We start from the raw sequence: 26,150 nt of genomic DNA, 5'->3' as shown, positions 1-26,150 counted from the left end.
CCTGACATCTAAAATTTCCGCTGATCTGGATTCAAAGTAAAATTAACGATTGCTTATTTGCTTCGAAATTTCGCTGTGCTGTCTTTGCTGATCTTTCGATCGCAGTATCCGGTTTTCAAGGTTCGCAGCACATCAGGTGGTGTGTTTTTGTGTGTGCACCACCGCGTGCGATGTATTAATATACACACCCCTTTTGGGCCTTGCAAGCACAAAAACTAGATTTGTGTTGATTCATATTTTAGACACAAATGTGAAATGACTAGGCATCACCATCCAATTTGTTTCATATCACTCTATCTGGGGTTTCTCGATAGAGCTTTTGGGAGAAGCCCCCAGATTTTGCTTAATAGTGCAGCTTGTTTAACCAGTGTTTTGTAAGCCGGCAGCTACGCCAGACACGGTACACAAAATTAAGTAGATAAAGCGTTCGCGCTCCTCTGGAGTGAGCTTGTCGTTTTTCTCGCGAAGAGCCGCAAGAGCTCGTACCTGTGTAAGCGACAAAGCGTTGACATAGGGCAGGCGCATGCGGATAACAGAGCCAAGGACGCGTCGATGTTCGAGAGGCCATGTGTTATTAGTAATGGCAAGAACCCACTTGCGTGTAAGCTCCATCTCCTCTAAGACCATCTGAGAAAGATCCTTACGATTGCCCAGATTAAGGTACATGCAAGCAATGCTGGCATCGGTCTTGGACAGAGACATCTCAATGTTGTCAATAAACGTAGTAAAGACAGGCCATTCAGAATACGCCTGTTTAAGCAGGTCAAGATCATTGATTGACTGGCAGGCCGTGCCTAACCCATACCAAGCCGCCAAATTGATACGCGCCTGTGACCACGAAAAAATCCAAGGAATCGTGCGCAAATCATCAAGAGACTTGGCGCCAAGGCCGCGCTTGGCAGGACGACTGCCAATAGGCATGAGACCAATCTCGGTAAGAGGTGTCACAATAGAGAACCACTCAGCAAAGTCTTTGGTGTTAAGCAGCTGCAAATAACGCTGACGAGAAAACTCGTCAAGATCGTGAGCGAGTTGCTCATACTTGTGTGTGGTATCGGTATTGATTTCCTCAATGGAGGGTGCAGACTGTAGAAGCGTTGCCCCCGCAACGGACTCGATGTGACGGCGCGCAAGCGTAGGGTCTCCATAACGAGCAAAAATAACTTCACCTTGCTCGGTAAGCTTAAAGTGGCAGTTGACCGACCCCTTGGGTTGCGCCAAAACAGCACGATTTGCCGGGCCGCCACCACGCCCAACAGCACCACCGCGACCATGCATCAGTACCAAATCAATACGGTTACGCTCTGCCCATTGAGCAATTGCCTGCTGAGCCTCATGTAAAACCAGCGTTGCAGAGGTTGGGCCAGCATCCTTAGAGGAATCAGAATAACCAAGCATAACTTCAAGACGACGATTCGTTTGGCTCATACGCTTTTGTACCTCAGGTATACGAATCATATCATCGAGAATGCTCACGGCATTTTTTAAATCTTCTACCTGTTCAAACAGGGGAATAACATCTAAGACGGGCACGTCTTTCTCGTGAGCAAAGGCAAGCCGTGCAAGCTCATACACATCAGCCACATTTTGGGCAGATTGCGAAAAGGAAATAATGTAGCGACGTGCAGCAATAACACCATTACGACGCTGAATGGAACCAATAGCGCGGAAGGTATCCAAAACCTCACGGGTCATGGGTGCAAGCTCACCACGCTCCCCTCGCCTACCATGCTCATGAATATCTGCCAAAGCACGTGTATGCACGAGGGAGTGCTGACGAAACTCCATCTCTACCATATGGAAGCCAAAGGATTGAACCTGCCAAATAAGGTTTTGAACAGGACCATAGGCCGCACGAAGGGCACCAGCTTGCGTTAGAGACTCTTGAACCACAAACAGATCATTAAGAAAATCCTCTGCGCTGTTGTACATAAGATCAGCTGTACGATTAATAGTGGCCTTGAGCCTATACGACATAACAATCATGACCGCACGATGCAGCTCGGAAGTACTGACTGTTTGAGCACGAGAAGTCATAGACTCGCTCATCTCCACCTGATGGTTCCACAGGTTGATGAGCATATCCGAAGGCTTGGTACACATGGCATCAAGCGTGAGGTTGCGCCCAACATAATAGGTGCGCTCCATAAGTGCGTTGAGCATATGACAACGGAACTTCTCGGCAACTTCACGACTTACCTTTGCAGTAACCGTGGGGTTACCATCTCGGTCTGAACCAATCCACGAACCAGGATGGAAGAAAGCGGGGCAAACAGGTGGAACTGTACCGGCCTTATCGCCAAGCTCCCAATCGTCAAAGCGGCGATAGACTTCAGGCACCATATCAAACAAGGTGTTATCAAAAATATCAAGAATAGTATCCGCTTCCTCAACGGGCGTGGGCTTTTTAAGTCCAATGGGTGATGTGCGGAACATAGCATCAATTTCCTGCAGCATTTGACGCTCGTTTTCTGCTAATGAAGCACCTCCCAGATTGGGACGCTCTTTGAGCAGATTAGCAATGCGACGGATTTTGCCCTCTATGCCACGACGACGCGCTTCAGTTGGATGTGCGGTAAAGACAGGATGGAACTCCAAGCGCTTAAGGAGCGACAATGCCTTTGCATGACCACACTCATCTACCAAGCGACGATATGCCACAGTAAGGTCATTGATGGGGTTATATTCCAATGTGGTAGGAATTGCCTGTTCACGCACATGAAGCGCATGCACGCGGTAGTTTTCCTCACAGATATTGGCAAGATGAAAGTATGTTGCAAAGCCACGCATAAGCAGGGTTGCCTGCTCTACTGGCAAGGAATCAATAAGCTCAACGGCTTTCTCAAAATGTGCCTCGGTAAGAGCAACATCGGTGGAAGCTGCATCATCTGCTGTGGGTGTATCGCTCGTATGAGTGGTGGCAAACGAAGCGGTCTTTGTATGAACCAACAGGGTGTTTGCCAAAAGATCATCAAACGATTGGCGCAGGTGAGGGTCGTATTCTGATAGCACTTTGCGCACAAGACGCAAAAACAAGGTCATGGTGCCACGAAGCTCATCAGGGATGCCAGCTTTTGTGAACATTGCATCATCTTTGCGAGCTTCCAAATCTATTTGATCTGCCGTATGTGCAAACTGAGATGGAGCGGCTGGATTCACAATGCCTCCTTGAATTGGTCTTACAGTGCTGTTGACCAATGCGTCTGTTAACCGATATATACGCTGTCACAAACTACATTAGCAACTACTTTAGAGCATAGCTTTAAAAGTTGCGGCATCATTGCTTTCGCAAAAACACGAAATACAATATCAACAATAGAAAAACCTTCCAGATACAAGGATTATATTGTGGCGCTGCGATTTATTATTTCTCCCGCTAAGAAAATGCAAACAACTGAAGAATACCCCTTTGCTACCGCCTGCCCTCAATTTATCGAGAAGGCCCGTGTTCTTGCAGCTCACCTGCATCAAATGGACTTTGAACAGCTTCACAAGATGTGGGCATGCTCTGAACGTTTAGCGCAAGATGCCTTGCATCAGCTGGATGCTTTGCAAACGGGATTATATATGCCTTTTGACCAGTTAAGTGCCGCAATTTGCAGCTATAACGGGATTCAATACACCAACATTGCAGCATCGGTCATGTCCGAAGAGCACATTGCTTGGGTGCAAAAACACCTGCGTATACTTTCTGGTTTGTATGGGTTGGTACGACCTCTTGATGGCGTCTGTCCCTATAGGCTGGAAATGCAGGCAAAACTAGCCATAGATGAATCACATACGCTCTATGAGTGGTGGGGCGATACGCTTGCTTGCGCACTTATGGACGAAGCAGCTGAAATGCACATTATTAACGTAGCTTCTAAGGAATACGCACAAGCAGTAGTTCCTTACCTTGCAGACCGCACGATAACCTGCCTGTTTTTATCGCCAGATCCCAAATCGGGCAAGCTTGTTATGCGAGCGCCAGAAGTCAAGGCTGCTCGCGGGAGTTTTATCCACTGGTGTGCCGAGAAAAACATCCAGTCAGCAGCTGAATTACGCGAGTTTGACGAACGCGGCTATAGCTTTGATGCATCGCTGTCTTGCGATACTAAACTTGTGTTTAGAAAACAGGCATAATGCCCGCAAATGCCAAAGGGCACAACCCCTACAGAAGCGCACTTAAAGACGTGCTAGAACGCACGCCTGAGAAGTGTATCTTAAAAGTTAGGCTCAGAAGAAATACCTGCATTAAGTTGGGTGGCAAGATCAGCAACAGACATATCCAACGCTTCTGCAATCCAACGCACTTCATATACACGAAGTGCGCGCTCCCCGCTTTCCAACTTACTGAGAAATGATTGGTTTACATTGAGTTTCTCTGCAAGGGCAAGCTGAGTGATTCCATGTGCACAACGGATGGTCTTCAAGTTCTTGCCGATTGTCTGATTACTTGTAATATCCATGAGGAAATTATTATCCGAGTTTAGAATCATCCCAAATTAGGATATAGTAGGAAATACCTCCGACGCGAGTTGGAGACAATGCGGACGATGGTCATTCTTTGAGTGGCCATCGTTTTTGTTTGAGAATGCCACATATGAGGTGAATCACTCGGATTTTGCTCCCTTCTTTTGTATTATCAAGATGGAGGGAATTGATGCCTACATTTTTAAATGACAGTCCCGTATTCGGGCCTATACAAAGCCGCCGCCTTGGGGTTTCGCTCGGCATAAATCTAATGCCAGCAACAGGAAAAATATGCTCATTTAACTGTGCATATTGCGAGAATGGCTTAAATGAACAAAGACGTACTCATGACGGATATACCCGTCTAGATGAGCTTGAAGCTGCACTTACTACCAAGCTTGCACATATGCTGCGCGACGGTGTACAGCCCGACGTTTTGACATTTGCAGGAAACGGAGAACCTACCGCAAGCCCTGTCTTTGCGCAGGCAGTTCAGCTTGTATGTCAAATCCGGGACAGCTTGGCGCCCAACGCACGCATAAGTGTGTTAAGCAATGGCATGTTTGCCGATAAACCCGACGTACATCGCGCACTCTTACAAGTGGATGACAATATCTTGAAGCTCGATACAGCAGATGAATCCTACATTAAGCTGCTTGATAGACCAGCAGGTCCCTACAACGTAGAGGAACGTATTGCAGCATATGCTGCGTTTAATGGGCACATAAAGATACAAACGATTTTTGTAAGTGGAACTCTAGAAGGTGTATGCGTAGATAATACAGGTGATACGTACGTAAAGCCTTGGTTGGAAGCATTAAAAAAGATTAATCCTCAGCATGTGTTTATATACACAATCGCACGAACCGTACCCATTCCCACGCTTACTAAAGTTGCACCACACATATTGGATACCATTGCTTCACGTGTGCGCAATCAGGGTTTAGATGTTAGTGTTTCATATTAAAGCTTAGCTCACAGCCCTGTAGCCATACAGCTATGCAGCTTTGCCGCCCTATAAACAGCTCGAGGTATGAGCCTAGATACCTGCACACATACGGGATGCACGAAGAGGAACAGCCATGAACCTTCAGCAGCTCAGATACATCATTGCCATTGCCGAAAGCGGCTCAATGAACTCGGTAGCCAAAACGCATTTTATTGCACAATCAAGTTTGTCCGTTGCGGTTAAAGATCTTGAACAAGAGCTTGGTATCACAATTTTTACGCGTACCAGCAAGGGGATTCGTGTAACGCGCGAGGGCGTTGAGTTTTTGGGGTATGCGCGTCAGGTTGTTGAACAAGCAGATTTGCTCCAAAGTCGCTATGCTGGCCATCCTGATCAGTTAAAACAGCGCTTATCCATAAGCTCACAGCACTATGCCTTTGTGGTCCGTGCGTTTACTGAATTTGTACGCACTCAAGAAAACAGTGGCTTTGACTTTACATTGCGTGAGACCCGTACAACCAACATCATTAATGACGTTGCAGGCTTTAAATCTGACATTGGTATTCTCTTTTTGAGTTCTTACAATGAACAGGCACTACGCAGGCGTTTTGACGAGAATAACCTCAAGTTTGCGTCATTATACAAGGCAAAACCGCACGTTTTTGTTCGCAAGAACCATCCACTTGCTACCAAATCTTCCATTAAGGTTTCCGAACTTGCCAGCTGGCCGCGGTACACCTTTGAGCAAGGTACACAAAGTTCACTGTACTTATCGGAAGAGCCCTTCTCATACATTCCTCACGCACAAAACGTGGTGGTAAGTGACCGTGGAACCATGACAAGTCTCTTGGCCAACTACAATGGGTTTTTGATTTCTACAGGCATCTTGTCTGACGAGATGTCAGCACACACCAGGTCCATTCCCTTAGAAACAGACGAACTTATGAATGTGGGATATATTACGCACAGCCAACGCAAGCTCAGTGAACGAGCTCAGGAGTTTATTGGCATACTTCAGCATCTGATTGCCGCCCAATAAGTCCGCCTCAATACGTTTACCGCAGATAAGCTCGGGTGTTGCCGGCGCTTACATCTTTACCAGCACGTATACCTTATGCTGCCACGCATACACATGGCAACATAAGGCAAGGTGTATTGTTTGCTTACGAGGTACTTACTTGTTAGCAAAAAATCCCAAAGCAATAGTTCCGGGGCCCGCATGCGTACCAATGGTACCGCCCATGGAATGGAACACCAGCTGATTGACGTTTCCCTTCCAAAGTGCAGCACTGTCCTGAACGTATTTGTTAAGAAGCGTATCGTCCAGACCAGTGTAGCCAACACAAACCGGTAGATTAAAGTTGATACCACCGCTTTTCTCGACCAATTGATCAAGAAGGTTATTGGCCGCCTTAGACCCGCGCGCCTTTCCTACCAGCGAAACCGCGCCTTCGTGCGTAGTGATGACGGGTTTGATAGAGAGCAAAGTGCCCAATGTTGCCGCCGCCTTAGGTAGACGGCCGCCACGATGCAGGTATTCTAGGGTGTCAAGAAGGGCCATAACGCGTAGATGTTCCACGTTGCGATTGAGCTCTTCGCAGAGAGCTTCAAACTCTATGCCCTTATCGACAAGCTTGAGTGCGTATTCGACCATTGCGCGTGTACCCATAGAGGCATTGAGCGTATCAATAACACAGACGCTGTTACCATACGGTTCAGCTGCAGTAACGGCACTATGATGCGTGCCAGATAAAACAGAAGAAATAGTAATTGCCACGACCTGCTCGTCCGCCTCACGCGCCTGGGCAAAGGCCTGATCAAAACGGTAAGGCGTTACTTGACCTGTAGTGGGCGTTACGTCTGTTTCCATAAGCAGCTCATAAAAACGCTGGTTAGTAAGGTCAACTCCATCTAAATAAGTAGTTGTCCCAAAGGCAACAGAGAGTGGTAAGACAGTAAGCTGATCGTGCTTGAGGTCGGAAACGTCAGCGCCCGAGTCGCAGACAATTCGAATTGCCATGAAGTTTCTCCTTTGTAGTATGCGCGGTTATGCATTACGTACTTTGTCCGCGCAGATGCGCGATTGGCTTGCTAAGTCTTGGCATTATCGTGCTATAACGCCTTTATTTTAGCAAGGACTTGTTCAAGTACGCGATACATAACCACGATATCTTCCTGAGCAAGATTGTCTGCAGCAAGACCCACCATACGATTGATGACTTCTTCCACCTGATGTCCCAACGCTTTTCCCTTTTTAGTGAGAAGCACCGGGCTTCGATACCCCACCACACCCTGCGCTTCTTGCGTTTGCGCATAACCTTTTTGCATAAGCGATGCAACAGAGCGCGACACGAGCGCACGATCAACGCCAAGAGTGCGCGCAATATCTGCACTTGGGATGCCTTCAGGATGCTTATTAAGACACACTAAACACATAGCATCGGTCCCCTGTAAACCAAAACGAGCCATTTCAGTTTTTTTGAGGCGTTGCACTTCTTTATTGAGTGCCGAGATAAGTCCAGAAAACGTCTCGAAGCGATCAGATTGCGCAGGTTGAGTTGGTTGCGCCACCTGGGTTGGTTGAATCGTTTGTGTCAAATTTCCTCCCTTCTGGGTTTCTTACTATGGATAGATACGTGAGTCGCTTCAACAAGCTTTTTGCACGCCAGCGCTGCAACACTCGCGAACAAGCACTTGTTGATTGCTCAACAGTTTAGCAAGAAATGTTGAGTAATCAACATTTCTCATAGGGAGTGCGCACTCTTCACACGGATGTCTCATAACTTTGCTAGGCTTACTTATGATTAGTACTGTACTCTCAGCATGGGAGATATATATGAACGTACATGAAGCACTCGAGCATGCAAACGCACTTGCCTTCCCGGGCTTTTTAATGGATGATGCCACACTAACCGCAGACCGCGCAGCCAATGAAGATGCTATTTCTCAGCTCCTCGCTGCATGGCGAGCTTCATATGGATCAGATGATCCTTTTAACTTTGAGATTGTGCGCTCTTTGGCAGATCGTAATCGCATTACCTGTGACAACTTTGGCATTGAGCGGCTGCAAAACCTACGTGGATCCAGTTTGGCTCAACGTCTTTCTGACGATGACTTAGTTCGTGGTGTAGCTGCCATGCAACATCGCAATCCCAAGATTGTTGCTAAAGAGGCTGGTCTTGGTCTTAATGACCTCAACATCGCGTATCTTGCAGCACCTGTTTCTGGCATGGTGGTAGGCATTGATATTGAGACTACTTCACGCGAGCCAGATCGTGGTTACATCGTCAATGTTGGCCTTGAGTTTATGCAACTTACAGCTGAAGCCAAACCAACTGATCCTTACTTTGCGTATTGTGGACTGCCTGATATGTATAAAGAAAAAGGTGTGCCTTTGGCAAACATTCACCACATTAGCTGGTCCGATATTGAAGGTAAAACACCCTTCCGTGAAGATAAAAAGATGCAGGCTGCGCTGTTAGCAACCCTCACACGCTTTCCGTACATGGCACACAATGCCGCATTTGAGGACTCGTGGTTCATGCTGCATATTGATGGTTATGCGGAGGCGCGCAAAGCAGGCAAAATTGTTCCTATTGATACGCGTGATATTTGCCGTCGCGTAGATCCCGAGACCAAGATTTTGCCCCATGAGCAAAGACCTGCATCCCTTGAGAGCTGGGCTCGTCGTCGTGGCACCTTAGGAGCTGGTGAATCCGAGAAGCACTTAGGTCTAGAAGACGTTGACCTTATGTTTTGTACCGTACAGGCAGAGTTTACGCTCCGTGGCATGTTTTAGACGAAAGGGGCTTTCGCATGAAGCCCCTTTGTATTGTGCACGAATATGTCCAAGCAGCGCTGCTTATTACTTCCAACACGCATGCCATATATCTTTTTGGTTACTAAAATCCAATGGTATTTGAAAACGAATACGTACCATCCGTAGCAATAATCAGATAATTTTCTGAGTTGCTAAACTCCTCATCGCAGGCATCTACCAGATATACCTGTTCAAACTCATGACTTAAAACATCCACTACTTTTTGAAGTCCTGCAATACCCGTCTTATCCACAACATAATTAACAAGGTATAAGCCGTTTTGTGAAAGGTGTTTATGTACGGATGCAGCACCTGCCTCTGCCACTAACGCCGATACAGGCGTGCCAGCTGCAAAAGCATCATTGATAATGACATCGTAGGTGGCATCACTGTATTGCAAATATGAAACAGCGTCTGCACAAATATTGGTAAGACGACCTGTAATCTGCGTCTTAAACTCACGTTTTAAAGAATCCAAATAAAACCAGCGATGCGCCAGAGCAGTAATTTCTGGATCAATTTCTACAACATCTACCGTAACGTTTGCATCGTGAGCAATAAGGTACTTAGGATAGGCATAACCACCGCCGCCCAAGACAAGCACGCGTTGGGCGCGCAAACCAGCCTCGCGTGTTGCGCGCGCGAATGCTCGGAAATATTCAAAGGGTAACTCATAGCGGTTTTGATCCATATAGCTGGCACTTTGCACCGTACCACCCACGGTAAGCAGGCGCACAGGCACGCCTTTTTGATTGTAGCTAGTATAGATAAACGCTGGCCCATATGACGTCGAACGTATGAAATGCGGATCATGGCGAACCCAAGCACGCGCAACCAACGCAGCAGTTACTGAAGCTGTTGCCGTTGCGGCACCAATAATTCCTGCAATCATAAGTTTTGATTTGCGCGTCATAGCTCCTCCGGTCACCATCCTATCACCACCCCAAAACGATGGCATATCTTTACAATAGTACCTAACAGTATGCTGTTTGAGCGAGCACATTGTTTAAACAGCCAAAGAAAGGGGTTTACATGAGTGATTTTACAAACTTGGCTCATGAGCGCTATTCATGCCGCTCATTTTCCGACAAACCAGTAGCTTTTGAACTTATCGAGAAAATCATTGATGTCGCACTTGCAGCGCCCACTGCCGTCAACAAACAACCCTTTAGGCTGTGGGTTTTAACCGGTAATGAGGTAGCAAAGTTCACACGCCACACCCGCTATGATTTTGGCGCACACAGCTATATTTTGGTTGGTGCCGCGCATGATGAAGCATGGACACGCAGCTACGATATGAAAAACTTTGCCGATGTAGATGCCTCTATTGTTGCCACACACATCATGCTTGCCATTGCGGATTTGAGGCTTGGAACCACTTGGCTTGGCTCGTTTGATGCGCCTGCCATTGCTCAAGAGCTCCCCGAGCTGGCCGGCTATGAACTCATTGCAGCATTCCCCATTGGATGGCCCGCTGCCAATGCTCACCCATCCCCCATGCATACAAAATCACGTACAAAAGATGAGCTGGTAAGCTATCTGAACTAGATGTCCGCCATCAAGCCATCACCTATCGCGTGCGTTGCGTTCATCCTGCTCTTGAAGCCAAGAGCGCATAAGCTTTAGATACCGAGGGTTGTTATCTGCATAACACATGTGGCGGCAACCCTCAAAAAGCTCCCAGCGTGCATTGGGCAAACCATCAAACATGGTCTTTGCAATGAGCGGTGTACATAAATCATCGGTGCCACTCACGATAAGAGCAGGTGTTTTGATACGTGGCAGTTGAGCTGTATAGTCCCAGTCTTTGAGTGTCCCTTGGGGCATAAGCTCATTGGGACCCCACGCGGTTTCATAACACTCAATACCAGATTTTTTGGGACGCCGCAGGCATTCTGGTGCCTCTTGTCCATAAACCGTGTCACAACAATGCAGTTGCATGTAATGGTTAATTGCCTGCGCATAGGCAGCAGAATCATACTCACCGGTTTTCTCGGCATGCTCTAAGGCCTGCCATTCCTGAGCAGGAAGCATGCGCGCCATCCGATGATTTTCTTTACCCCACAGCTGCGAAGAAGATAAGGTACTAGAAAGCACAACCGACTGCACGCCTTTTGGCTGATACTCTGCCAAATACGTGAGCGCCAACATGCCACCCCACGACTGGCCCAATAAATGGAAGCGTGAGATACCCAGATGCTCTATGAGCGCACGAAGCTCATCAACCCAGGTTTGAGCATGCCACAACTCAGGATGACCATCTATAAAGGATTGCCCACAACCCAGCTGATCGTAACTTATAACGGCACGGCCATCATCGGCCAGACTATCGAGAAGTTCCATGTAGTTATGAGTAGAGCCCGGACCTCCATGAAGCAAAATCAGAGGTGCTGCTTTTGGTGTGGTATGCGGTGTCCACATACCAACAATGCGATAGTACGTTTGGTATTCCAAAAAAGGCATAAAGCCCTCAGTAACTACGCGACTCATTTACACCCTTCCCGTCGTAAGAATTTGTTGGAGAGCAGCTTCATCTAAAACGGTCACGCCCAACTCCTGTGCCTTAGTAAGCTTTGAGCCAGCAGAAGCACCAGCAACTACATAGCTTGTCTTTTTGGAGACAGAGCCAGAAACCTTTGCTCCCATAGCACGTAAAGCAGCTCCCGCCTCATCGCGCTTCATGGTTTCCAAGGTGCCCGTCAACACAAAGGTAAGGCCGGCAAGCGTTTGAGGAACTGTCTGAGCGGTAGAGTCGCCCGGCTGTTCAAGCACGACGCCGGCACGGCGCAAGCGCTCAATAACAGCAAGGTTTTCTGGAACAGCAAAGAAATTCTTAATGGATACTGCGAGTTTCTCACCAACGCCATCTACCTGCATAATTTCTTCTTGAGAGGCGCCATACAGAGCCTCAAGTGAGCCGAATGCATCCGCTAAAGAACGAGCAATCTGCTCACCAACAAAACGAATACCCAAACCAAATAAGACGCGCGCAAGGCCCCGTGTTTTTGATTCCTGTACTTGATTCATAATTTTATGAGCAATGGTATGACCCAACAGAATTGAATCACCCTCAGTATGATCTGCCGTACTAGTTTCATACACACGCCCTGTTGGTGTTGCTGCCAACAACTCTTCAGTCAGCTTGTCATAAAAATCTGCAACATCACTCAAAATACCCTGCTCAACAAGGCGGTTTACTATCTCATCTCCCAAGCCATCTATATCCATAGCTTTGCGGCTGCCCCAATGGATAAGGCGTTCTGTTGCCTGAGCGGGACAGTCAAGGCAGACACAACGATAGGCAACTTCGCCCTCTTCACGCACAAGAGGGCTTCCACAACTTGGACAGGTATGAGGCATGCTCCACAAGGGACGCCGCTCATGCTCTGCTTGCAAATCACCAGACAAAACAGGACCGACTACCTCGGGAATAACGTCACCTGCCTTATGAACCACAATCGTATCCCCCACACGCACATCCTTACGGCGCACCTCATCAATGTTGTGCAACGTAGCACGTGCAATGGTAGAGCCAGCAACGGTTACAGGATCAAATTCTGCCACCGGCGTAAGCACGCCCGTACGACCAACCTGAACACGAATTTCTCGTAACGTAGTTTGACGCTCCTCAGGCGGGAACTTAAATGCAATAGCCCAACGGGGCGCGCGAGCCGTAAAACCAAGTTGCTTTTGAAGCGCAAAATCATCTACCTTAACAACAACACCATCAATGTCATAATCCAGCTCATCACGTTTTTGCAGCGCTGCCATGCAATAGTCATGAACAGCCTGTGCGCTTTCCACACGTTGAGCATGCGGATTTACCGAGAACCCGCAAGCGCGCAGCCACTGCAAAAAAGCATGTTGAGAAGACACGCTCAGATTAGACTCATCAGCTACCGCATAGATAAACGTTTCTAAGTCACGTGAAGCGGTTACGTTTACATCTTTTTGGCGCAAGGAACCGGCGGCTGCATTGCGTGGATTTGCAAAGGGAGCACGCCCCGCTTCATCGTTTTGCTCGTTAAGTCGCACAAAACTGTGGCGCGGCATGTACACCTCACCGCGAACTTCAACGCTTTGTCCAAAGCCCCTATCTGCAAGGGTATCAAGGCCAGTAAGCGCAAGCTTTGCAGGAATATCACTAATGGTACGAGCATTTACGGTAACGTCTTCGCCTCTTGTTCCATCACCTCGTGTGGCTGCGCGTACAAATTGCCCATCGGTATAGGTAAGCGCAATACCCAAGCCATCAATCTTAAGTTCGCAGGTATACGCCACCTTACCCACAGCCCCCAAGGCTTCCTCGGTTTTGTGCAACCACTCATCAAGCTCTTCAAGATTCATGGCATCATCCATGGAATACATGCGCTGAGCATGATACACAGAGGCAAATTGCTCGGATACATAGCCTCCAATGCGCTGCGTATAACTTTGCGCTGTAACAAGCTCGGGATGTTCAGACTCAAGCTGTTGCAGCTCAACAAGTAAGCGATCAAATTGAGCATCTGTCATCTCTGGATCATCAAGCGCATAGTACTGATACGCAGCATGACTTAAAAGCTGATTAAGCTCTGCTGCACGTTGAGCAGGGGTTTGAGCTTCTGTAACGGTAGAAGCGCTTGATTTTTGAGACGTTTGAAGCTGTTGCGTCTCTTTTGGAGTATCAGACTCCTGTGACTCAAAAGCATCAAATAAAGAGGATTGATTCCACGCATCGTGCATGTTCTTATCTGCCATGTTTACCTCGTATTATTCACAGACAACGTGAGCAAAACTACCATCGTTTGTTGCAGTAACTTCAATACGCTTTGGAATCTGCTGACGCAATTCTTCCACGTGACTAATAATACCTACCAGACAGTCACTCGATGCAAGGTCAGACAGAACATCCATGACTTGGTTGAGCGTATCTGGATCAAGCGTGCCAAATCCTTCGTCGATAAACACCGTATCTAAACAGATACCACCCGTTTGCTGCTGTACATAGTCAGATAGGCCAAGTGCCAAAGATAAGGATGCTTCAAAGGACTCTCCACCAGAAAGCGTATCCACGGGACGGGTTTTTCCATTCCAACTGTCATATACGTCAATATCAAGACCGGTTTGACGACGACCTTTTACCTGATCAGAACGGACAAGTTGATAGCGCCCCGATGACATGGTGTGCAAGCGATGATTGGCACAAGCCAGCACCTGATTAAAGTAGTAACTCATAACATAGCGCTCAAACGACACGCGCTTGGCCGTGGTAGACATAGCACTGGTAATATCGCCAGATGCCACATTGGAAACCTCTTGTGCCGCAATCCATGCCTGTTTAAGGGCAGGTAGCTGAGCATAGAGTTTTTGCACCTGAGCAAAAATATCTTGGTTGTGCTTATAACTTGCCACTATTGACGTAAACAGCTCTTCTTGTTCTTGTGTTGCCTCACGTGCTGCAGCATATAGTTGCTGCAAACGAGAAGGACTTTCAAGAACGGTATTGGGTGCAAGCCCCAGCTCCTCCAGACGCGCTAACGAAGCATCATAGGTTGCCTGAGCAGACGCAAGATTCTTACCCGCATCATCAAGCGCACTTTGTGCAGCCTGATAACTGCTTTCAAGCGTTTCTCGCTCTTGTCGTACTTGATGGAGGAGTTGCTCTGCTGCCTTTTTTGTATCAAACTCCAACTTGTTTTGTAGCTCGTCTACAAGCGACTTTATCCGTGCGCGTTCAAGACGCACCTTGGACATGCAATCTTTTGTTTCCTCTTGCTGTTGTGTTACAGCACCAAGCTGGACTTCAAACGACTCTGCAGTGCCTGCCTGCTTTTGTAATGCCGCATAACGAGAAGAAACCTGCGTATATGAAGCGTCAAGTTCTTCAAGTTGTTGTGTTTCTTGCGCCAGGCGGTCAGAAACATGAGTATCTGCCACGGCACCATCTAAGATCTGCATTTGTAAAAACTCAGAGGCAGCCTGCAGATACGATGTCTGCAAAGCCTGGTACTTCTCGGTAGCAGAGATACAAGTTTGAGAGGTACTTTCATAGCTTTGCTGCGCTGTTTTAGCTGCTTGCTGTGCTGCCTCAAGTTCTTCTTTTGTGGGAGGTTCATGTGCACTGGTAGCAGGTGAAGGATGCTGCGTTGACCCACAAACAGGACAGGGCTTGTTCTTTTGCAAATCTCGTGCCAATGCATACGCACTTCCTGCTGTAAAAGCATCCATGAGCTGGTCTGCCGTGGCTAAAGCAAGGTCACGATTAGTCCGCGCATCAGACAGCCGATTTTGAGTTTCTGTAACTTGTACCTGCTGTGACTGAAGAGCGGCATACTGCTCGGACAGCTGTTTTGCACGAGCAATAGCTTGCGTAACCTGTTTTTGGTTCTGGGTTATATGCGCAACTAGTTCTGTCAGTTCTGGTAAATCCTTTTGTGCTTGCAACGCTTCTTGGTAGCGCTGATGAACATGCTCTTGTAAGGACTGCTGCTCTTGCTGCTGCACCTCAAGGTCACACAACTGGGCATGTAAGCTTTCTAATTTTTGCTGATGCTGATGGAGTGCCTCGTAATCTGGCAAGCTTTGCGCAAGTTGTGTTTCTCGTGCAATGCTTTGTGCATGCCGCTGTTTATAGGTCTCTTGTACCTCATCAAATAAAGCCTTTGCTTGGCCATGAACAGCTACGGCTTGCTTTACGGCATTACCCGTATGCTGAGCAGCATCCAAAAGCTGCTGTTTTTGACACAGCTGCTCAAGCTCAACTTGTACATCACGCTCTTGCCGTTGAGCATCTTCACGTGCTTTTTGGGCGCGCGCCTGCATGTTGGCAAGTGTATCAAGAAGCGCAGTGATGGTAGCTATAACTTCCTGCTGAGGCATGGCACGAGCAGCATCTTTATTTTGCAGCAAGGCAAACTCATCTGGATTCTTTACAACGTCAATACTCAAATGAGAAAGCTCATGCTGCAATAAAGCCATGTGCTCATCATATGCTGCTTGCGTTGCACTTTTTTGCTGCTTTAAAAACTCCTGGAACCCCTTAAGATTTTGCGTCATAAAAATCTTGCGCAAAATCTCTTCTCGCGCAGAACTCTTTGCTGTTAAAAGCTCACGAAAGGCACCTTGTGCAATCATGGTAACCTGGCGAAATTGATCCACATCAAGACCCAAGAGCTCAACTATTGCAGCAGTAACCTTGGTTGGTGCATTTTGAAGCACTTCTTTTCCACACAGCAATTCGGCTTGTGCTGAGCGCAAGGTGGTGTCATCCCCCGAAGCAGACGTGCGATGCTTCTTCTTAACCTGCTGAGTAGGCTGACGCCTAACAGTGTAACAAATGCCATTATGCTCAAACGTAAAGCAAATAGAGCATAGCTGCGTGGGCGTGGCGTAACTACTACGCAATTGCATAGGGTCACGTCCACCAGACGTTTCTCCATACAAGGCAAAACAAAGCGCATCAAACAGCATCGTTTTGCCAGAGCCAGTATCTCCGTAAATCAAAAACAGCCCATGGCTGCCGAGCTCCGTAAAATCAATAGTGGTTTCTTGTACATAAGGGCCAAAGGCGGTAAGAGAAAGCTGTAGCGGCTTCACTTATATCAACTCCTTGGAACTCTGTGCAAATGCTTGCGCCACTAATGCTTCTTCATCTGGCGATAAATGCTTACCAAGCTGATGTACAAAAAAATCCGAGAAAAGCTCCTTAAGGCTGCTCTTTTCTAGCTTTTCTTGCGATGGTGCTGCCACAGAACTGATTGTTGGTCCATGTGATGACTGTACTGTTATACCTGCATAGCGAGGCCACATACGCTTAATACGAGCTACAACATCCACGGGGTTATCTTCCACCACCTGCACCTGAACAAAGTCTTCTTGTTCTTGTGGTGACTGTGCCGCAGCTATCTGCTGTAGCTCATCCAATGAGCCTGTTACTACTCTAAAATCATGCAATGCACCAACGGGGAGTAATGTATAACAAACAGCTCCGCTTTGTGCAATGTCTACCAACACAAAGCTTTTGTTTTGACAGGCCTCCGAACTGGAATATTTAAGAGGTGTGCCACTATAGCGCACAGTAGAACAGCCAATACTTTGTGGCGCATGGATATGGCCAAGCGCTACATACGCAAATCCATCAAAAACGGAAGCATCTATGTTGTCGAGCGTACCCACTGAAGGACCAAAACCGCCACGCTCTGACTCACTGAGCTGAGGTTTTGTACTGCCAGCTGTAATAAATTGATGCGCCACACAAACATTGGACGCCTTGGCAAAAGCCGGATGACTGCGAACTGAGGTAATAAGATAACCAAACGCCTCTTCATAGCTCGTAAGCGAGATTTTTTCATTACCTTGTAGGGCAGCCCACGCACGCACGTCCGACGGACGCACAAACGGCACAAGCCAAAAGTTAACACCTGCAACAGATACCGGCTCTATCTGGCCAGCAAGCTCACCTGCAATATGAATACCTGTCTGAGAAAATAAGCGTGAACCACATCCCAAACGAGCACCAGAGTCATGATTACCACTTACAACCAGCACGGGAATCCCCGTAAGAGACATGCGTGTAAGAAAATCATCCCATAAACGTGTTGCATAATCTGGCGGTGTTACTGTATCAAACACATCTCCTGCCACCACAACCGCATCCACGTTGTGGGAGGTTGCCCTATCAAACAGCTGGTTCATCATGTGGCTTTGGTCTTCTACCAAAGAAAAGTTAGCAATCTTCTTGCCTAAGTGTAAATCTGACGTATGGATAAACTTCATACCCGCTTTACCTCTTCTTTTCTTACAACTCGCTCACTTTGTTCGTAGAATGCCTAAAAACCTTAATGGTGGTAGCCCACCACCCAAAGAGTTGTCTGTATCGTTTTCTATTGTACGTTGTTGCTCAGACATATATGCACACCATACAAAAGTGGCACCCCTTTACAGAATGCCACTTTTACTAGTGTTGAAGTTTTATACCGTACGCACATCACCTGATGATGTATTGATTCATCGGTTAGCTCCCGCAGAATCAGTCAAGTCATTATTGGTGTCACCCCGACGTGCAGAGCCAGCAGCAGACCCTTGCAGTGATTCATCAGAACCGAGGGTCACCTCAAAGGTTTTCTCTTCAGAGCCGCGCATAACGGTAATCTTGACCTTCTCGCCCACCTCACGAGCGCGCACAGCCAAAATAAGTGCATCGGCAGACGAGATAGTATCATCATTAATCTTGGTGATAACATCGCCTTCCTTTAGTTCTGTAGCAGCGGCAGGACTACCAGAGGTAACGCCTGTGATATAGGCACCCTGATTAACCGAAAGCTTGTTGCGCGCAGCATTAGACGCGGTAACAGTTTGCAGAGAAACACCAAGGTACGCATGAAGAACCTGCTTGCCTTCAATAAGAGTTTTGGCAACCTTGATAGCATAATTAGATGGAATAGCAAAACCAATGCCTGCATTTGATCCAGAACTGGACTCAATAATGGAATTGATACCTACAAGCTTACCTTCTGCATTTACCAAAGCACCGCCCGAGTTACCGGGATTGATAGCCGCATCAGTCTGAATGAGATTAGCATAGATAGTATTACCAGAAGCAGAAGGCAACATAGTTGAACGATAAAGTGAAGACACAATACCGGACGAGACAGACTGGTCAAGTCCGTAAGGGCTACCAATACTCATAACCCAATCGCCAACAACCAAGGAATCAGAATCGGCAACTTCAATGGGCGTAAGTTGAGCACCATTAGGGTCAATCTTAAGGACGGCAAGGTCACTTGAAGAGTCAGAGCCTATAACCTTTGCCTCATAGCGCGTATTGTTGAGCGTAACGGTAATAGTCTCTGCTCCATCAACTACATGGTAGTTAGTAAGAATATGGCCATTGGTATCCAAAACAACGCCTGAACCAACGTAGTTTTTGCTGCTAGAGGCAACATAAATGGAGGCAACAGAAGGCAGACACTTCTTGGAAACCGCCTGAGCTGTTGTAGCTTTTTCATCCGTAGTGCGAATAGAAATAGTCTGCCCTGCAGAGCTTGTATTTGACGTTAAAGGCATGTTGAGAAACCCACCAAACTTAAGACCACATACAATAGCTGCAGCACCTACGGCACCACTTACTAAAGAGATGAGCACAACCCGCCCATAACGGGGCTTCTGTGGGTCAGGCATTGGGGTAGATGAGGATAATGTAGATGTGGGCGTGGCTGCAACTGGTTGAGAAACAGTCGCAGCATCGTCCATCGTTGTTGGATTGGGTTCATTGGAAATATCAGACATGGAGCACCTCTTTAGAACTAATGCAACTGGCTCACTCAATACATACGTATAGGATGTCCAAATTTTAACCGTCTTAAGAGCTGAATTTCTCCAAACCGCAATTCCAACAAAAACATGGTCTCAAGCTGTATGCCCAAGACCATGAAAAAACGTTCACATAAGTAACACTACGACTTGCGCGATAGCCTAAAGCTTAAACAGATAGCCAATACCGCGCACTGTAACAATATGACCAGCTATTTGAGGACCAACCTTGGAGCGCACTCGACGAATATGAACGTCAACGGTACGCGTACCGCCACAATACTCAAAGCCCCAGACACGATGTAGAAGCGTATCTCGAGAATAAGCACGTGAGGGATGTGTTGCCAAGAATGAAAGGAGCGAGTACTCCATAAGTGTCAAATCCACGGGTTTATCGTCCACATAAACCTGATAGGTTGCAAGGTTAATGGTCATGTTGTCTATGGTGACAATATCAGAAGGAGCGCTTTCTTCGCCTGGCCAAAGAAGCTGAGAAACGCGCACTTCCATCTCTGCTTCCGAGCAGTTTGAAACGACAAAATCCGTCTTAAACTGAATGGGAATCCTCATGTTAGGCAATGCAGATTTATCCACCACTAACAGCAGCGGCATCATCCCGTTATCAGAAAGATATGCCTCTACCGTTCCAAAAAAATCACTCGTTACACCCGCGAGATCTAAAATTACCAGGTCAAACTCACGATTAGAAGCGATTGCTTGAGCAAAGGTATCTGGAGATGCAATAAGTGCAGAGGCATCCAACGAGTGTGTAAGCTCACGCATATACTCACGATGACGGGAAGTCGTCGATACGTACAAAATATTCCTGTGGTGCACTGATTCCACCTCCAACCTGGTAGGGTAAGAAAGATGCTCGACGTTGAGAATACCATAGCATCGAGCATCTGTTATTGCTTGAACTTCACCGCACAGTAACTGCAAGTTTTAGCTTGTATTCTACCGCTTAATGCAGATTGTATTCAGCAATGTGTCTACACTATTGCTTTATACCATAAACAATTAGAAACCGCCGTAATACCGAGCCTGCTCCCAATCTGTAACAGAAGTACGATACTCTTCCCATTCGCGCTTCTTTACATTAAGAAGATAGGTAAAGATATGCTCACCCAACGCCTCTTGCATAAGCTCACTGCTCTCAAACCGAGCAATTGCCTCACCAAGATCACGTGGCAGCGGCTGAATACCCTTGGCGCGAAGTTGTGCACCGCTTAGGTTGGCATCTTCCAAAGTAGACTCAGGCTGGAGCTCCAACTCCTCCTGAATGCCACGCATACCAGCTGCTAAAGTTACAGCAAATGCCAGATACGGGTTGCATGTTGGGTCAGGGCTGCGCAGCTCAATACGCGTTGCAGCTTGTTTTCCAGGTTTATGCGTAGGAATACGAACCAACGCAGAACGATTCTTACGGCCCCACGTTGCGTAACAGGGAACCTCACCATTGGGAATGAGGCGCTTATAAGAATTGACAGTTGGGTTTGTAGCCAAAGAAAACTCTGGAGCATATTTAAGAATGCCTGCAATGTAATGCTTTGCCAAGCTGGAAAGACCAACACCACCCTCGAGTTTCTCATCATCTGACCAAAACAGATTGTTTCCGTCATGATCCATTAAAGACTGATGAACAAACATGGCAGAGCCAGGAATACCATTAAAGGGCTTGGGCATGAAGGATGCATAGCGACCTTGATTATACGCAGCCTCCTTGATGACCAAACGTGCAGTAATAATATTATCTGCGCAGGTACGAGCCTCTGCATAGCGAAGCTGGATGCCGTTTTGTGAAGGTGCAATTGAATGATAAGAATACTCTACGGGAATAGACATCTTCTCGAGCGCAAGCGTAGTGCTACGACGCAAATCCTGCGCATAATCAGAAGGAGTCAAATCAAAGTAACCGGCGCTGTCCAACAATTGAGGAGTCTTGTCATTATCGAGATAGAAATACTCAATACCAGAGCCAACGTTAAGAAAATACCCGTGCTTCTCGGCCTCGCGAAAAAGCTTTTCTAAGCGAGCACGAGAATCTCCAACAAAAGGCTCGCGGTTGGGTGTCTTAATCTCACAAAACATGCGAGCAACGCCATCTTCCTTGGAACGCCAAGGAAGCAATTGGAAGGTTTCTGGATCAGGAAATGCAAGCATATCCGACTCTTCCAAAGGAACAAAACCATCTACTGCAGAGCCATCAAAACCAATGCCCTCCTCAAAGGCTTCTTCGAGGTCTTCTGGAGAAATAGCGAGTGACTTTAAATTGCCCAATACATCGGTAAACCACAGCCGGATAAAACGAATGTTACGCTCTTCAACCGTACGAAGTACGAAGTCGATATTCTGCTCGTAGGACATAGTCCCTCCCGGAGGATTGAAGCTAAAAACTTACTTTCTAACATAGTGAGTTTGACACAAAGTTGTTTCACTCGTATTTCCAATATATAGAAAAAAGCAAATGGCTGTAGATTTCCGAAATGCGGTAGTCTACAACCATGACAAAAAGTATGTATGCCTCAGAATATGCCTCTTATTTATGAGAAGACAACTTAGCTTCCATTCCAGAAACAATAGATTCAGCTGCTGTACAACAACTTTTTTCTCCGCCATGAGAAGAACAGCCGGACGAGCTTCCGCAGCTTGCACACTCGCCTTTAGAACGCATAAGTGAACGAACAGCTAGCGCAATAATTGCCACGACAACAGCAAAAATAACAATATCCACTAAAGACATGTGGCGCCCCCAAGCTTTACCAAACGTTGTAGTGTTAACTGCATATAACTATACCCTGTTTTGAGTGTGTTTACCTAAAAAAGCTATGCGCACAAAGCTTGCAAAGTTCCTCGTGAGCACAGGAATACAAAACTTTTGCAGAACCAATGCACTGAAGCACCACACCAGCTACTGCACCGTAAATACGAGGTCACCCATATTAATTTTTGTGCCCTTATCCAGACCGACACCCTCACAAGACTGCGAAGTTGCCTTGAAAACAAGCAGACGAATACCCTGGTTACTACAGCCAAAAGAGAGATTGACGGAAGGTCCGCACACATGCAAAACAGAGGCAGTTTGTTTGGCGGAATCAGAAGCAGCTTGAATGAGCTTGTCTTGATTTTCCTGTATAGAAAAACCTGTCTTTGCTGCCGGGTTTTCTAGTTCTTCTAGGTTTTTAGCTTGTGGTTGAGGAAGTTGCTCATATACCTCTACAGGTACTTCATCTGCCACACCAATCTGAGGCGGTTCATAGGTCTTTGTAAAATCGTACAGGCAGCCATAACAGATATCCATATCTGCAAAAAGAGTTGCCCCGCAACTCGGACATACTTTTGTAGGCCCTCCATCTTGCTTGCTGCTTGTTGCCTGAGCTGTCATTTCTTCGGTAGTCATCTTCAATACTCCTTCTTTAAGAGAGCGGGCAAAGTCATAGGCAAAGCCATAAATAAGCGTTTTCTATACCACCACCCCCGACCGATACGGATCAACATACAAACGATATTCATACGTCATAAACGGCGGTGGGCTAAAGGTAATCCCAGCAATAACAAAATGAGATGGCCAAGGTTTTATGCGCAGAATACAAAGGTACTCATGAACCTTAGGCAAGAAACTAAATGTAGTGGTCTTTACAGCAAAATGATTGCGCTCACGCACCTGCACCTCCACCTCTCCCACGTCTTTGAGCTGCAAGTTTTTCTCGATAGCTTGCTGTACTGCCATGGGATTACCTATTTGTTGAGCAGCAGAGGTCCCGGTAGTTCCCAAGTTAACAATCGCGTGGGAACATTCAGCAGAAAACTTCATGCCTAATTCAAGGTATCGAGCAAGGTTATATACCACAAGCGACATAACCAGTACCACAGGCATCAGAACTGCCAGCTCTACACTCATTTGAGCATTATTTTGTCGAGCCCATATGTGAATGAATCGCCGAACCATCTGTCTCATGTAAGACCCACCAGCTTTCTTACGTCAATGGTAAGCGGGATAGAAAACTCCGTACCTGGTATAGGTAGGTCTGCAATAGTGAAATACTCATCGGGCAACTCGTTAATAAGAACAACACCCATAGCCTGAGCAACTTGCTGAGCCGTTGCATCTGCGGGCAGTGATTGTATCTTTGAACGCAGTACGTCCATACCGCTAAAACCAGCTTGTGTAAGCACGTTTTGCGTATTGGTAAGCACGGGCTTTCTTGCCTGCAAATTTACAGGTTTTAAACCAGTGTCCTCAATCAAACCAACCAGCTGATCTTGCAACATATGCGCAATAGTCCCGCCGGCAACACCCTCAAGCTTTTCAAAGAACGAATCTGCCACCTGAGCTGCAAAATCATAACCGTCTTCATATGACATCAGCAGCTTTCCCCATACGGTACAAATATGCTTTGACAAGCCAACGAGAAGCCCTTCGTGTTTAAGCGAAAAACCATCCAATAAATGAGAAAGCACGTTATCTTGTTTATCTGCAGCATCTGGAGCAAGTACTGCAGCAGAAATAGCCATACCAGCTGGAAGTGCTGGAGCCTTAATAAGGGATGAATGTAGTACTGGAGCCTTCGCAGACATACTTTTACGCATTACCAACGATACACATCCCCAGGCGCCAGGAGGACATAACTTAGGACGATTAACCTTAAGAGCATCAAGAGCTTCTCCAAAAGCACTACTTCCCTCTTGAGCTGTTTGCTTCATTTGTTTTTCTGCTTCAACCTGCTTATTTTTTGCAGCTTGGTAACGCTTTGAAGCGCGAACAATTGTCGCCCAATAATGCTCAAATCCATTGTCGATTGAAGTTGATGCAGCTGGTGTTTTACCCACATCACTCGTCTTAAAATGACAGATTGAACACTCTTGTACGATTCCCGCATCTAAATCTGCAAGTGATGCGAGTCCCAAATACGTTCCTTTTGCAGCAGGGCAACTGAGCGAATAGTGAATAGTAGGAACACCATTAACACTGGTTACCGGCCACATTTTTTTGGTATAGAGCTCGGTTTGTTTAAGTTCCTGCGTATTTGACGGCAAGGAAGGCAAATCCAAATCAACAGAGCCGTCTTCATGCTGCTGATAGTGACCTTCATTAAGCTTGTTAAACGCATACTCATAAAACGCCGTACGAGCCGCAGATTTGGATGCTTCTTCTACACTTGAAGATTGAGGCTGTTCTGCCATATACCGCGCACGATAATAGGCACGAGCTCGAAAGAGCGGAACGCCAAAGTTCCATCCATCAACCGACGCATAATACGGATTATTACTTGGCGAAATATGCGATAGCGTTTTTGCACGTTGATACAAACAATAGGGGTTGTCTACACAATCTGCTTGCCATCCCTCTAAAAGAGCATCATCCACCTCTTGTTGAGCCACTGCTACTTGGTCTGACTGTTCCCCCATTTTGCCAGCTAAATCCTCGAGTTTTCCAACATCTTGCGGTGACTCATCAAGCACAAATTTGCTTTGTGATGTTTGAGGAAACGGGATGGCCGCTCCAGAATATTCAAGCACATCTGTGTTGTTTGCCTTAATAACGTCTGCTGAATTTTTTGCAACAAAAAACGGAAGTGAGACTTCTATCTTTTGTAATCCAGAATTGGCGCTCTTAGCAAACTTTGCACGCGCATCTAAAATAGTTTTTGCTGTTTGTACTGTTTGTGCTCCTGCAGCAGACAAACCTGGTACAGCAGAGATAATTAAACCAGCTCCACCAACCAATACACCCGTGATTCCCATGCTTAAAACACATGCATCAAGCACTTGCGCAACAGTGGCATAGCCTGCTATAACATTTTGCCCAGCAAGAGCCGCACTATCTGCAATAGCCTGTGTTTTGTTTGCCTTTGCCACATACCAGCTGGCACCAACCATGCCAAACAAAAGGCTCAGACTTACCAATAAAGAGGTGACTACTGCTAAAGAGGTATAACCCCCTGTTTCCTGAAGAAACAGATTAAGAGGACCTCTTGACCTTCTTTGTAATGTAGAGGCTTTATTGATCCCACATACCAATCCAACTTTCATAGTCACCTCCTAACCAATCTGGTCTGACTTGGGAATGTGCGGTAACCGTCAAAATGATTCCTTTATCATCAGTCTGTGCAAACAGTTTTGAAGCTGTATAAAACAGCGGTAATGGCTTTACATGACCAGAGATTGAAACTTCAGCGTTTTTCTCGGTATATCCCGAGCAGGAAATATCCCAATCTTGAGTTCCACCTACATGAAAGAGCGGTATTTCTGGAATAGCCTTCAGACGGCGCTGTATGTAACTCGTAACCGCGAATGTATCCTGAGTTGTCTCTATGCACCGTAATGCCTGATTGGCGGTAGACCACATGGTTGCCTGGGTATACATCACACAAAGAGGCTGCAAGAGGCAAAGCAACACCAACATACACACAGGGACAATAAAAGCTGCTTCTACACTTGATTGAGCGTGAGTCTCAGAATAAAAGGACATCCTGCCACACCCCCAAACTCTGCGAGCCCCCAAAGGTAAAAGGCAACGCCGTAATTACATGAGATAAAAATCTCCCATCACTCATGGCGTGAAAAACAGCAGCTAATCCCAGTAGAATTGCCATAAATGCCAGTAGTACCACCGTGTATTCCACTGTTGCTTGG

22 protein-coding genes are annotated in these 26,150 nt (G+C 46.8%); 5 read left to right on the top strand and 17 right to left on the bottom strand.

Going from position 1 to position 26,150, the window contains the following annotated elements; translation table 11 throughout:
- Positions 1 to 360 precede the first annotated feature (360 nt).
- A complete protein-coding gene (locus SPD80_RS00830) occupies positions 361 to 3,084 on the bottom strand; it encodes a phosphoenolpyruvate carboxylase (protein WP_414429684.1) in 2,724 nt (907 codons plus the stop codon).
- Between the two features lie 264 nt (positions 3,085 to 3,348).
- Between SPD80_RS00830 and yaaA the strand changes: the two genes are divergently transcribed.
- Positions 3,349 to 4,122, top strand: coding sequence for a peroxide stress protein YaaA (gene yaaA, locus SPD80_RS00825; protein ID WP_320828021.1), 774 nt, complete (start codon positions 3,349 to 3,351; stop codon positions 4,120 to 4,122).
- Between the two features lie 80 nt (positions 4,123 to 4,202).
- Here the strand turns inward: yaaA and SPD80_RS00820 are convergent, their stop codons facing one another.
- Positions 4,203 to 4,448, bottom strand: a complete 246-nt coding sequence (locus tag SPD80_RS00820; protein WP_320605893.1) for a helix-turn-helix transcriptional regulator — start codon at positions 4,446 to 4,448, stop codon at positions 4,203 to 4,205.
- A 194-nt stretch (positions 4,449 to 4,642) separates the two neighbouring features.
- On the opposite strand from SPD80_RS00820, the gene SPD80_RS00815 reads away from it, so the two are divergent.
- Together SPD80_RS00815 and SPD80_RS00810 are read left to right on the top strand one after the other, a co-directional pair.
- On the top strand, positions 4,643 to 5,419 hold the full coding sequence (locus SPD80_RS00815) for a radical SAM protein (RefSeq protein WP_320828020.1): 777 nt from the start codon (positions 4,643 to 4,645) through the stop codon (positions 5,417 to 5,419).
- A 115-nt stretch (positions 5,420 to 5,534) separates the two neighbouring features.
- Positions 5,535 to 6,440 carry a LysR family transcriptional regulator gene (locus SPD80_RS00810; protein ID WP_320828018.1) on the top strand — a complete coding sequence of 302 codons (906 nt, stop codon included), beginning with the start codon at positions 5,535 to 5,537 and terminating at the stop codon, positions 6,438 to 6,440.
- A 135-nt stretch (positions 6,441 to 6,575) separates the two neighbouring features.
- Here the strand turns inward: SPD80_RS00810 and SPD80_RS00805 are convergent, their stop codons facing one another.
- Entirely contained in the window at positions 6,576 to 7,421 is an 846-nt protein-coding gene (locus tag SPD80_RS00805) for a DegV family protein (RefSeq protein WP_320828016.1), read from the bottom strand.
- Between the two features lie 92 nt (positions 7,422 to 7,513).
- The gene (locus SPD80_RS00800) at positions 7,514 to 7,999 is read right to left on the bottom strand and encodes a MarR family winged helix-turn-helix transcriptional regulator (protein WP_320828014.1); all 486 of its coding nucleotides are present in this window, start codon (positions 7,997 to 7,999) and stop codon (positions 7,514 to 7,516) included.
- Between the two features lie 238 nt (positions 8,000 to 8,237).
- On the opposite strand from SPD80_RS00800, the gene SPD80_RS00795 reads away from it, so the two are divergent.
- Complete coding sequence (locus tag SPD80_RS00795; protein ID WP_320828012.1) at positions 8,238 to 9,200, top strand: 3'-5' exonuclease; 963 nt, start codon at positions 8,238 to 8,240, stop codon at positions 9,198 to 9,200.
- Positions 9,201 to 9,303: 103 nt separating this feature from the next.
- Here SPD80_RS00795 and SPD80_RS00790 read toward each other — a convergent pair whose 3' ends face one another.
- Positions 9,304 to 10,134: a fused MFS/spermidine synthase gene (locus SPD80_RS00790; protein WP_320828011.1), complete on the bottom strand. Its 831-nt coding sequence runs from the start codon at positions 10,132 to 10,134 to the stop codon at positions 9,304 to 9,306.
- A 119-nt stretch (positions 10,135 to 10,253) separates the two neighbouring features.
- Here SPD80_RS00790 and SPD80_RS00785 point away from each other — a divergent pair, with 119 nt between their 5' ends.
- Positions 10,254 to 10,769, top strand: a complete 516-nt coding sequence (locus tag SPD80_RS00785; RefSeq protein ID WP_320828009.1) for a nitroreductase family protein — start codon at positions 10,254 to 10,256, stop codon at positions 10,767 to 10,769.
- A gap of 18 nt (positions 10,770 to 10,787) precedes the next feature.
- Here the strand turns inward: SPD80_RS00785 and pepI are convergent, their stop codons facing one another.
- From pepI to SPD80_RS00725, 12 genes are all read right to left on the bottom strand, one after another.
- Positions 10,788 to 11,711: a proline iminopeptidase gene (gene pepI, locus SPD80_RS00780; RefSeq protein WP_320828008.1), complete on the bottom strand. Its 924-nt coding sequence runs from the start codon at positions 11,709 to 11,711 to the stop codon at positions 10,788 to 10,790.
- Positions 11,712 to 13,961, bottom strand: a complete 2,250-nt coding sequence (ligA, locus tag SPD80_RS00775) for an NAD-dependent DNA ligase LigA (protein WP_320828007.1) — start codon at positions 13,959 to 13,961, stop codon at positions 11,712 to 11,714. It lies immediately after the preceding gene.
- A gap of 12 nt (positions 13,962 to 13,973) precedes the next feature.
- Positions 13,974 to 16,799: an SMC family ATPase gene (locus SPD80_RS00770; protein ID WP_320828006.1), complete on the bottom strand. Its 2,826-nt coding sequence runs from the start codon at positions 16,797 to 16,799 to the stop codon at positions 13,974 to 13,976.
- The gene (locus tag SPD80_RS00765) at positions 16,800 to 17,978 is read right to left on the bottom strand and encodes an exonuclease SbcCD subunit D (RefSeq protein ID WP_320605129.1); all 1,179 of its coding nucleotides are present in this window, start codon (positions 17,976 to 17,978) and stop codon (positions 16,800 to 16,802) included. It abuts the gene before it with no gap.
- A 231-nt stretch (positions 17,979 to 18,209) separates the two neighbouring features.
- Positions 18,210 to 19,490, bottom strand: coding sequence for a S1C family serine protease (locus SPD80_RS00760; protein ID WP_320605130.1), 1,281 nt, complete (start codon positions 19,488 to 19,490; stop codon positions 18,210 to 18,212).
- A gap of 186 nt (positions 19,491 to 19,676) precedes the next feature.
- Entirely contained in the window at positions 19,677 to 20,351 is a 675-nt protein-coding gene (locus SPD80_RS00755; protein ID WP_320605132.1) for a winged-helix domain-containing protein, read from the bottom strand.
- A 183-nt stretch (positions 20,352 to 20,534) separates the two neighbouring features.
- The gene (locus tag SPD80_RS00750; protein WP_320605134.1) at positions 20,535 to 21,881 is read right to left on the bottom strand and encodes a glutamine synthetase family protein; all 1,347 of its coding nucleotides are present in this window, start codon (positions 21,879 to 21,881) and stop codon (positions 20,535 to 20,537) included.
- Positions 21,882 to 22,053: 172 nt separating this feature from the next.
- The gene (locus tag SPD80_RS00745; protein WP_320605137.1) at positions 22,054 to 22,257 is read right to left on the bottom strand and encodes a FeoB-associated Cys-rich membrane protein; all 204 of its coding nucleotides are present in this window, start codon (positions 22,255 to 22,257) and stop codon (positions 22,054 to 22,056) included.
- Between the two features lie 168 nt (positions 22,258 to 22,425).
- On the bottom strand, positions 22,426 to 22,914 hold the full coding sequence (locus SPD80_RS00740; RefSeq protein ID WP_320605139.1) for a hypothetical protein: 489 nt from the start codon (positions 22,912 to 22,914) through the stop codon (positions 22,426 to 22,428).
- A 63-nt stretch (positions 22,915 to 22,977) separates the two neighbouring features.
- Positions 22,978 to 23,463 (bottom strand): hypothetical protein, encoded by a 486-nt coding sequence (locus tag SPD80_RS00735; RefSeq protein WP_320828005.1) that lies wholly within the window; start codon positions 23,461 to 23,463, stop codon positions 22,978 to 22,980.
- A 5-nt stretch (positions 23,464 to 23,468) separates the two neighbouring features.
- Complete coding sequence (locus SPD80_RS00730; protein ID WP_320828004.1) at positions 23,469 to 25,547, bottom strand: hypothetical protein; 2,079 nt, start codon at positions 25,545 to 25,547, stop codon at positions 23,469 to 23,471.
- A complete protein-coding gene (locus tag SPD80_RS00725) occupies positions 25,516 to 25,986 on the bottom strand; it encodes a pilus assembly protein (protein WP_320828003.1) in 471 nt (156 codons plus the stop codon). The genes SPD80_RS00730 and SPD80_RS00725 overlap by 32 nt, the downstream gene beginning before the upstream one ends.
- Positions 25,987 to 26,150 lie beyond the last annotated feature (164 nt).

This window comes from Atopobium sp., assembly GCF_034113385.1.
Lineage (GTDB): Bacteria > Actinomycetota > Coriobacteriia > Coriobacteriales > Atopobiaceae > Atopobium.
This window is presented reverse-complemented; position numbering and strand designations above follow the sequence as displayed.

What these genes read in the sequence shown, in the direction of transcription:
- SPD80_RS00820 (WP_320605893.1), bottom strand. Translation starts at nt 4,448, where the DNA reads ATGGATATTACAAGTAATCAGACAATCGGCAAGAACTTGAAGACCATC.
- SPD80_RS00730 (WP_320828004.1), bottom strand. Translation starts at nt 25,547, where the DNA reads ATGAAAGTTGGATTGGTATGTGGGATCAATAAAGCCTCTACATTACAA.
- SPD80_RS00740 (WP_320605139.1), bottom strand. Translation starts at nt 22,914, where the DNA reads ATGACTACCGAAGAAATGACAGCTCAGGCAACAAGCAGCAAGCAAGAT.
- SPD80_RS00810 (WP_320828018.1), top strand. Translation starts at nt 5,535, where the DNA reads ATGAACCTTCAGCAGCTCAGATACATCATTGCCATTGCCGAAAGCGGC.
- SPD80_RS00795 (WP_320828012.1), top strand. Translation starts at nt 8,238, where the DNA reads ATGAACGTACATGAAGCACTCGAGCATGCAAACGCACTTGCCTTCCCG.
- SPD80_RS00760 (WP_320605130.1), bottom strand. Translation starts at nt 19,490, where the DNA reads ATGTCTGATATTTCCAATGAACCCAATCCAACAACGATGGACGATGCT.
- SPD80_RS00725 (WP_320828003.1), bottom strand. Translation starts at nt 25,986, where the DNA reads ATGTCCTTTTATTCTGAGACTCACGCTCAATCAAGTGTAGAAGCAGCT.
- SPD80_RS00815 (WP_320828020.1), top strand. Translation starts at nt 4,643, where the DNA reads ATGCCTACATTTTTAAATGACAGTCCCGTATTCGGGCCTATACAAAGC.
- SPD80_RS00735 (WP_320828005.1), bottom strand. Translation starts at nt 23,463, where the DNA reads ATGGTTCGGCGATTCATTCACATATGGGCTCGACAAAATAATGCTCAA.
- SPD80_RS00750 (WP_320605134.1), bottom strand. Translation starts at nt 21,881, where the DNA reads ATGTCCTACGAGCAGAATATCGACTTCGTACTTCGTACGGTTGAAGAG.
- SPD80_RS00805 (WP_320828016.1), bottom strand. Translation starts at nt 7,421, where the DNA reads ATGGCAATTCGAATTGTCTGCGACTCGGGCGCTGACGTTTCCGACCTC.
- SPD80_RS00765 (WP_320605129.1), bottom strand. Translation starts at nt 17,978, where the DNA reads ATGAAGTTTATCCATACGTCAGATTTACACTTAGGCAAGAAGATTGCT.
- ligA (WP_320828007.1), bottom strand. Translation starts at nt 13,961, where the DNA reads ATGGCAGATAAGAACATGCACGATGCGTGGAATCAATCCTCTTTATTT.
- SPD80_RS00830 (WP_414429684.1), bottom strand. Translation starts at nt 3,084, where the DNA reads ATGTTCACAAAAGCTGGCATCCCTGATGAGCTTCGTGGCACCATGACC.
- pepI (WP_320828008.1), bottom strand. Translation starts at nt 11,711, where the DNA reads ATGAGTCGCGTAGTTACTGAGGGCTTTATGCCTTTTTTGGAATACCAA.
- SPD80_RS00745 (WP_320605137.1), bottom strand. Translation starts at nt 22,257, where the DNA reads ATGTCTTTAGTGGATATTGTTATTTTTGCTGTTGTCGTGGCAATTATT.
- SPD80_RS00790 (WP_320828011.1), bottom strand. Translation starts at nt 10,134, where the DNA reads ATGACGCGCAAATCAAAACTTATGATTGCAGGAATTATTGGTGCCGCA.
- SPD80_RS00785 (WP_320828009.1), top strand. Translation starts at nt 10,254, where the DNA reads ATGAGTGATTTTACAAACTTGGCTCATGAGCGCTATTCATGCCGCTCA.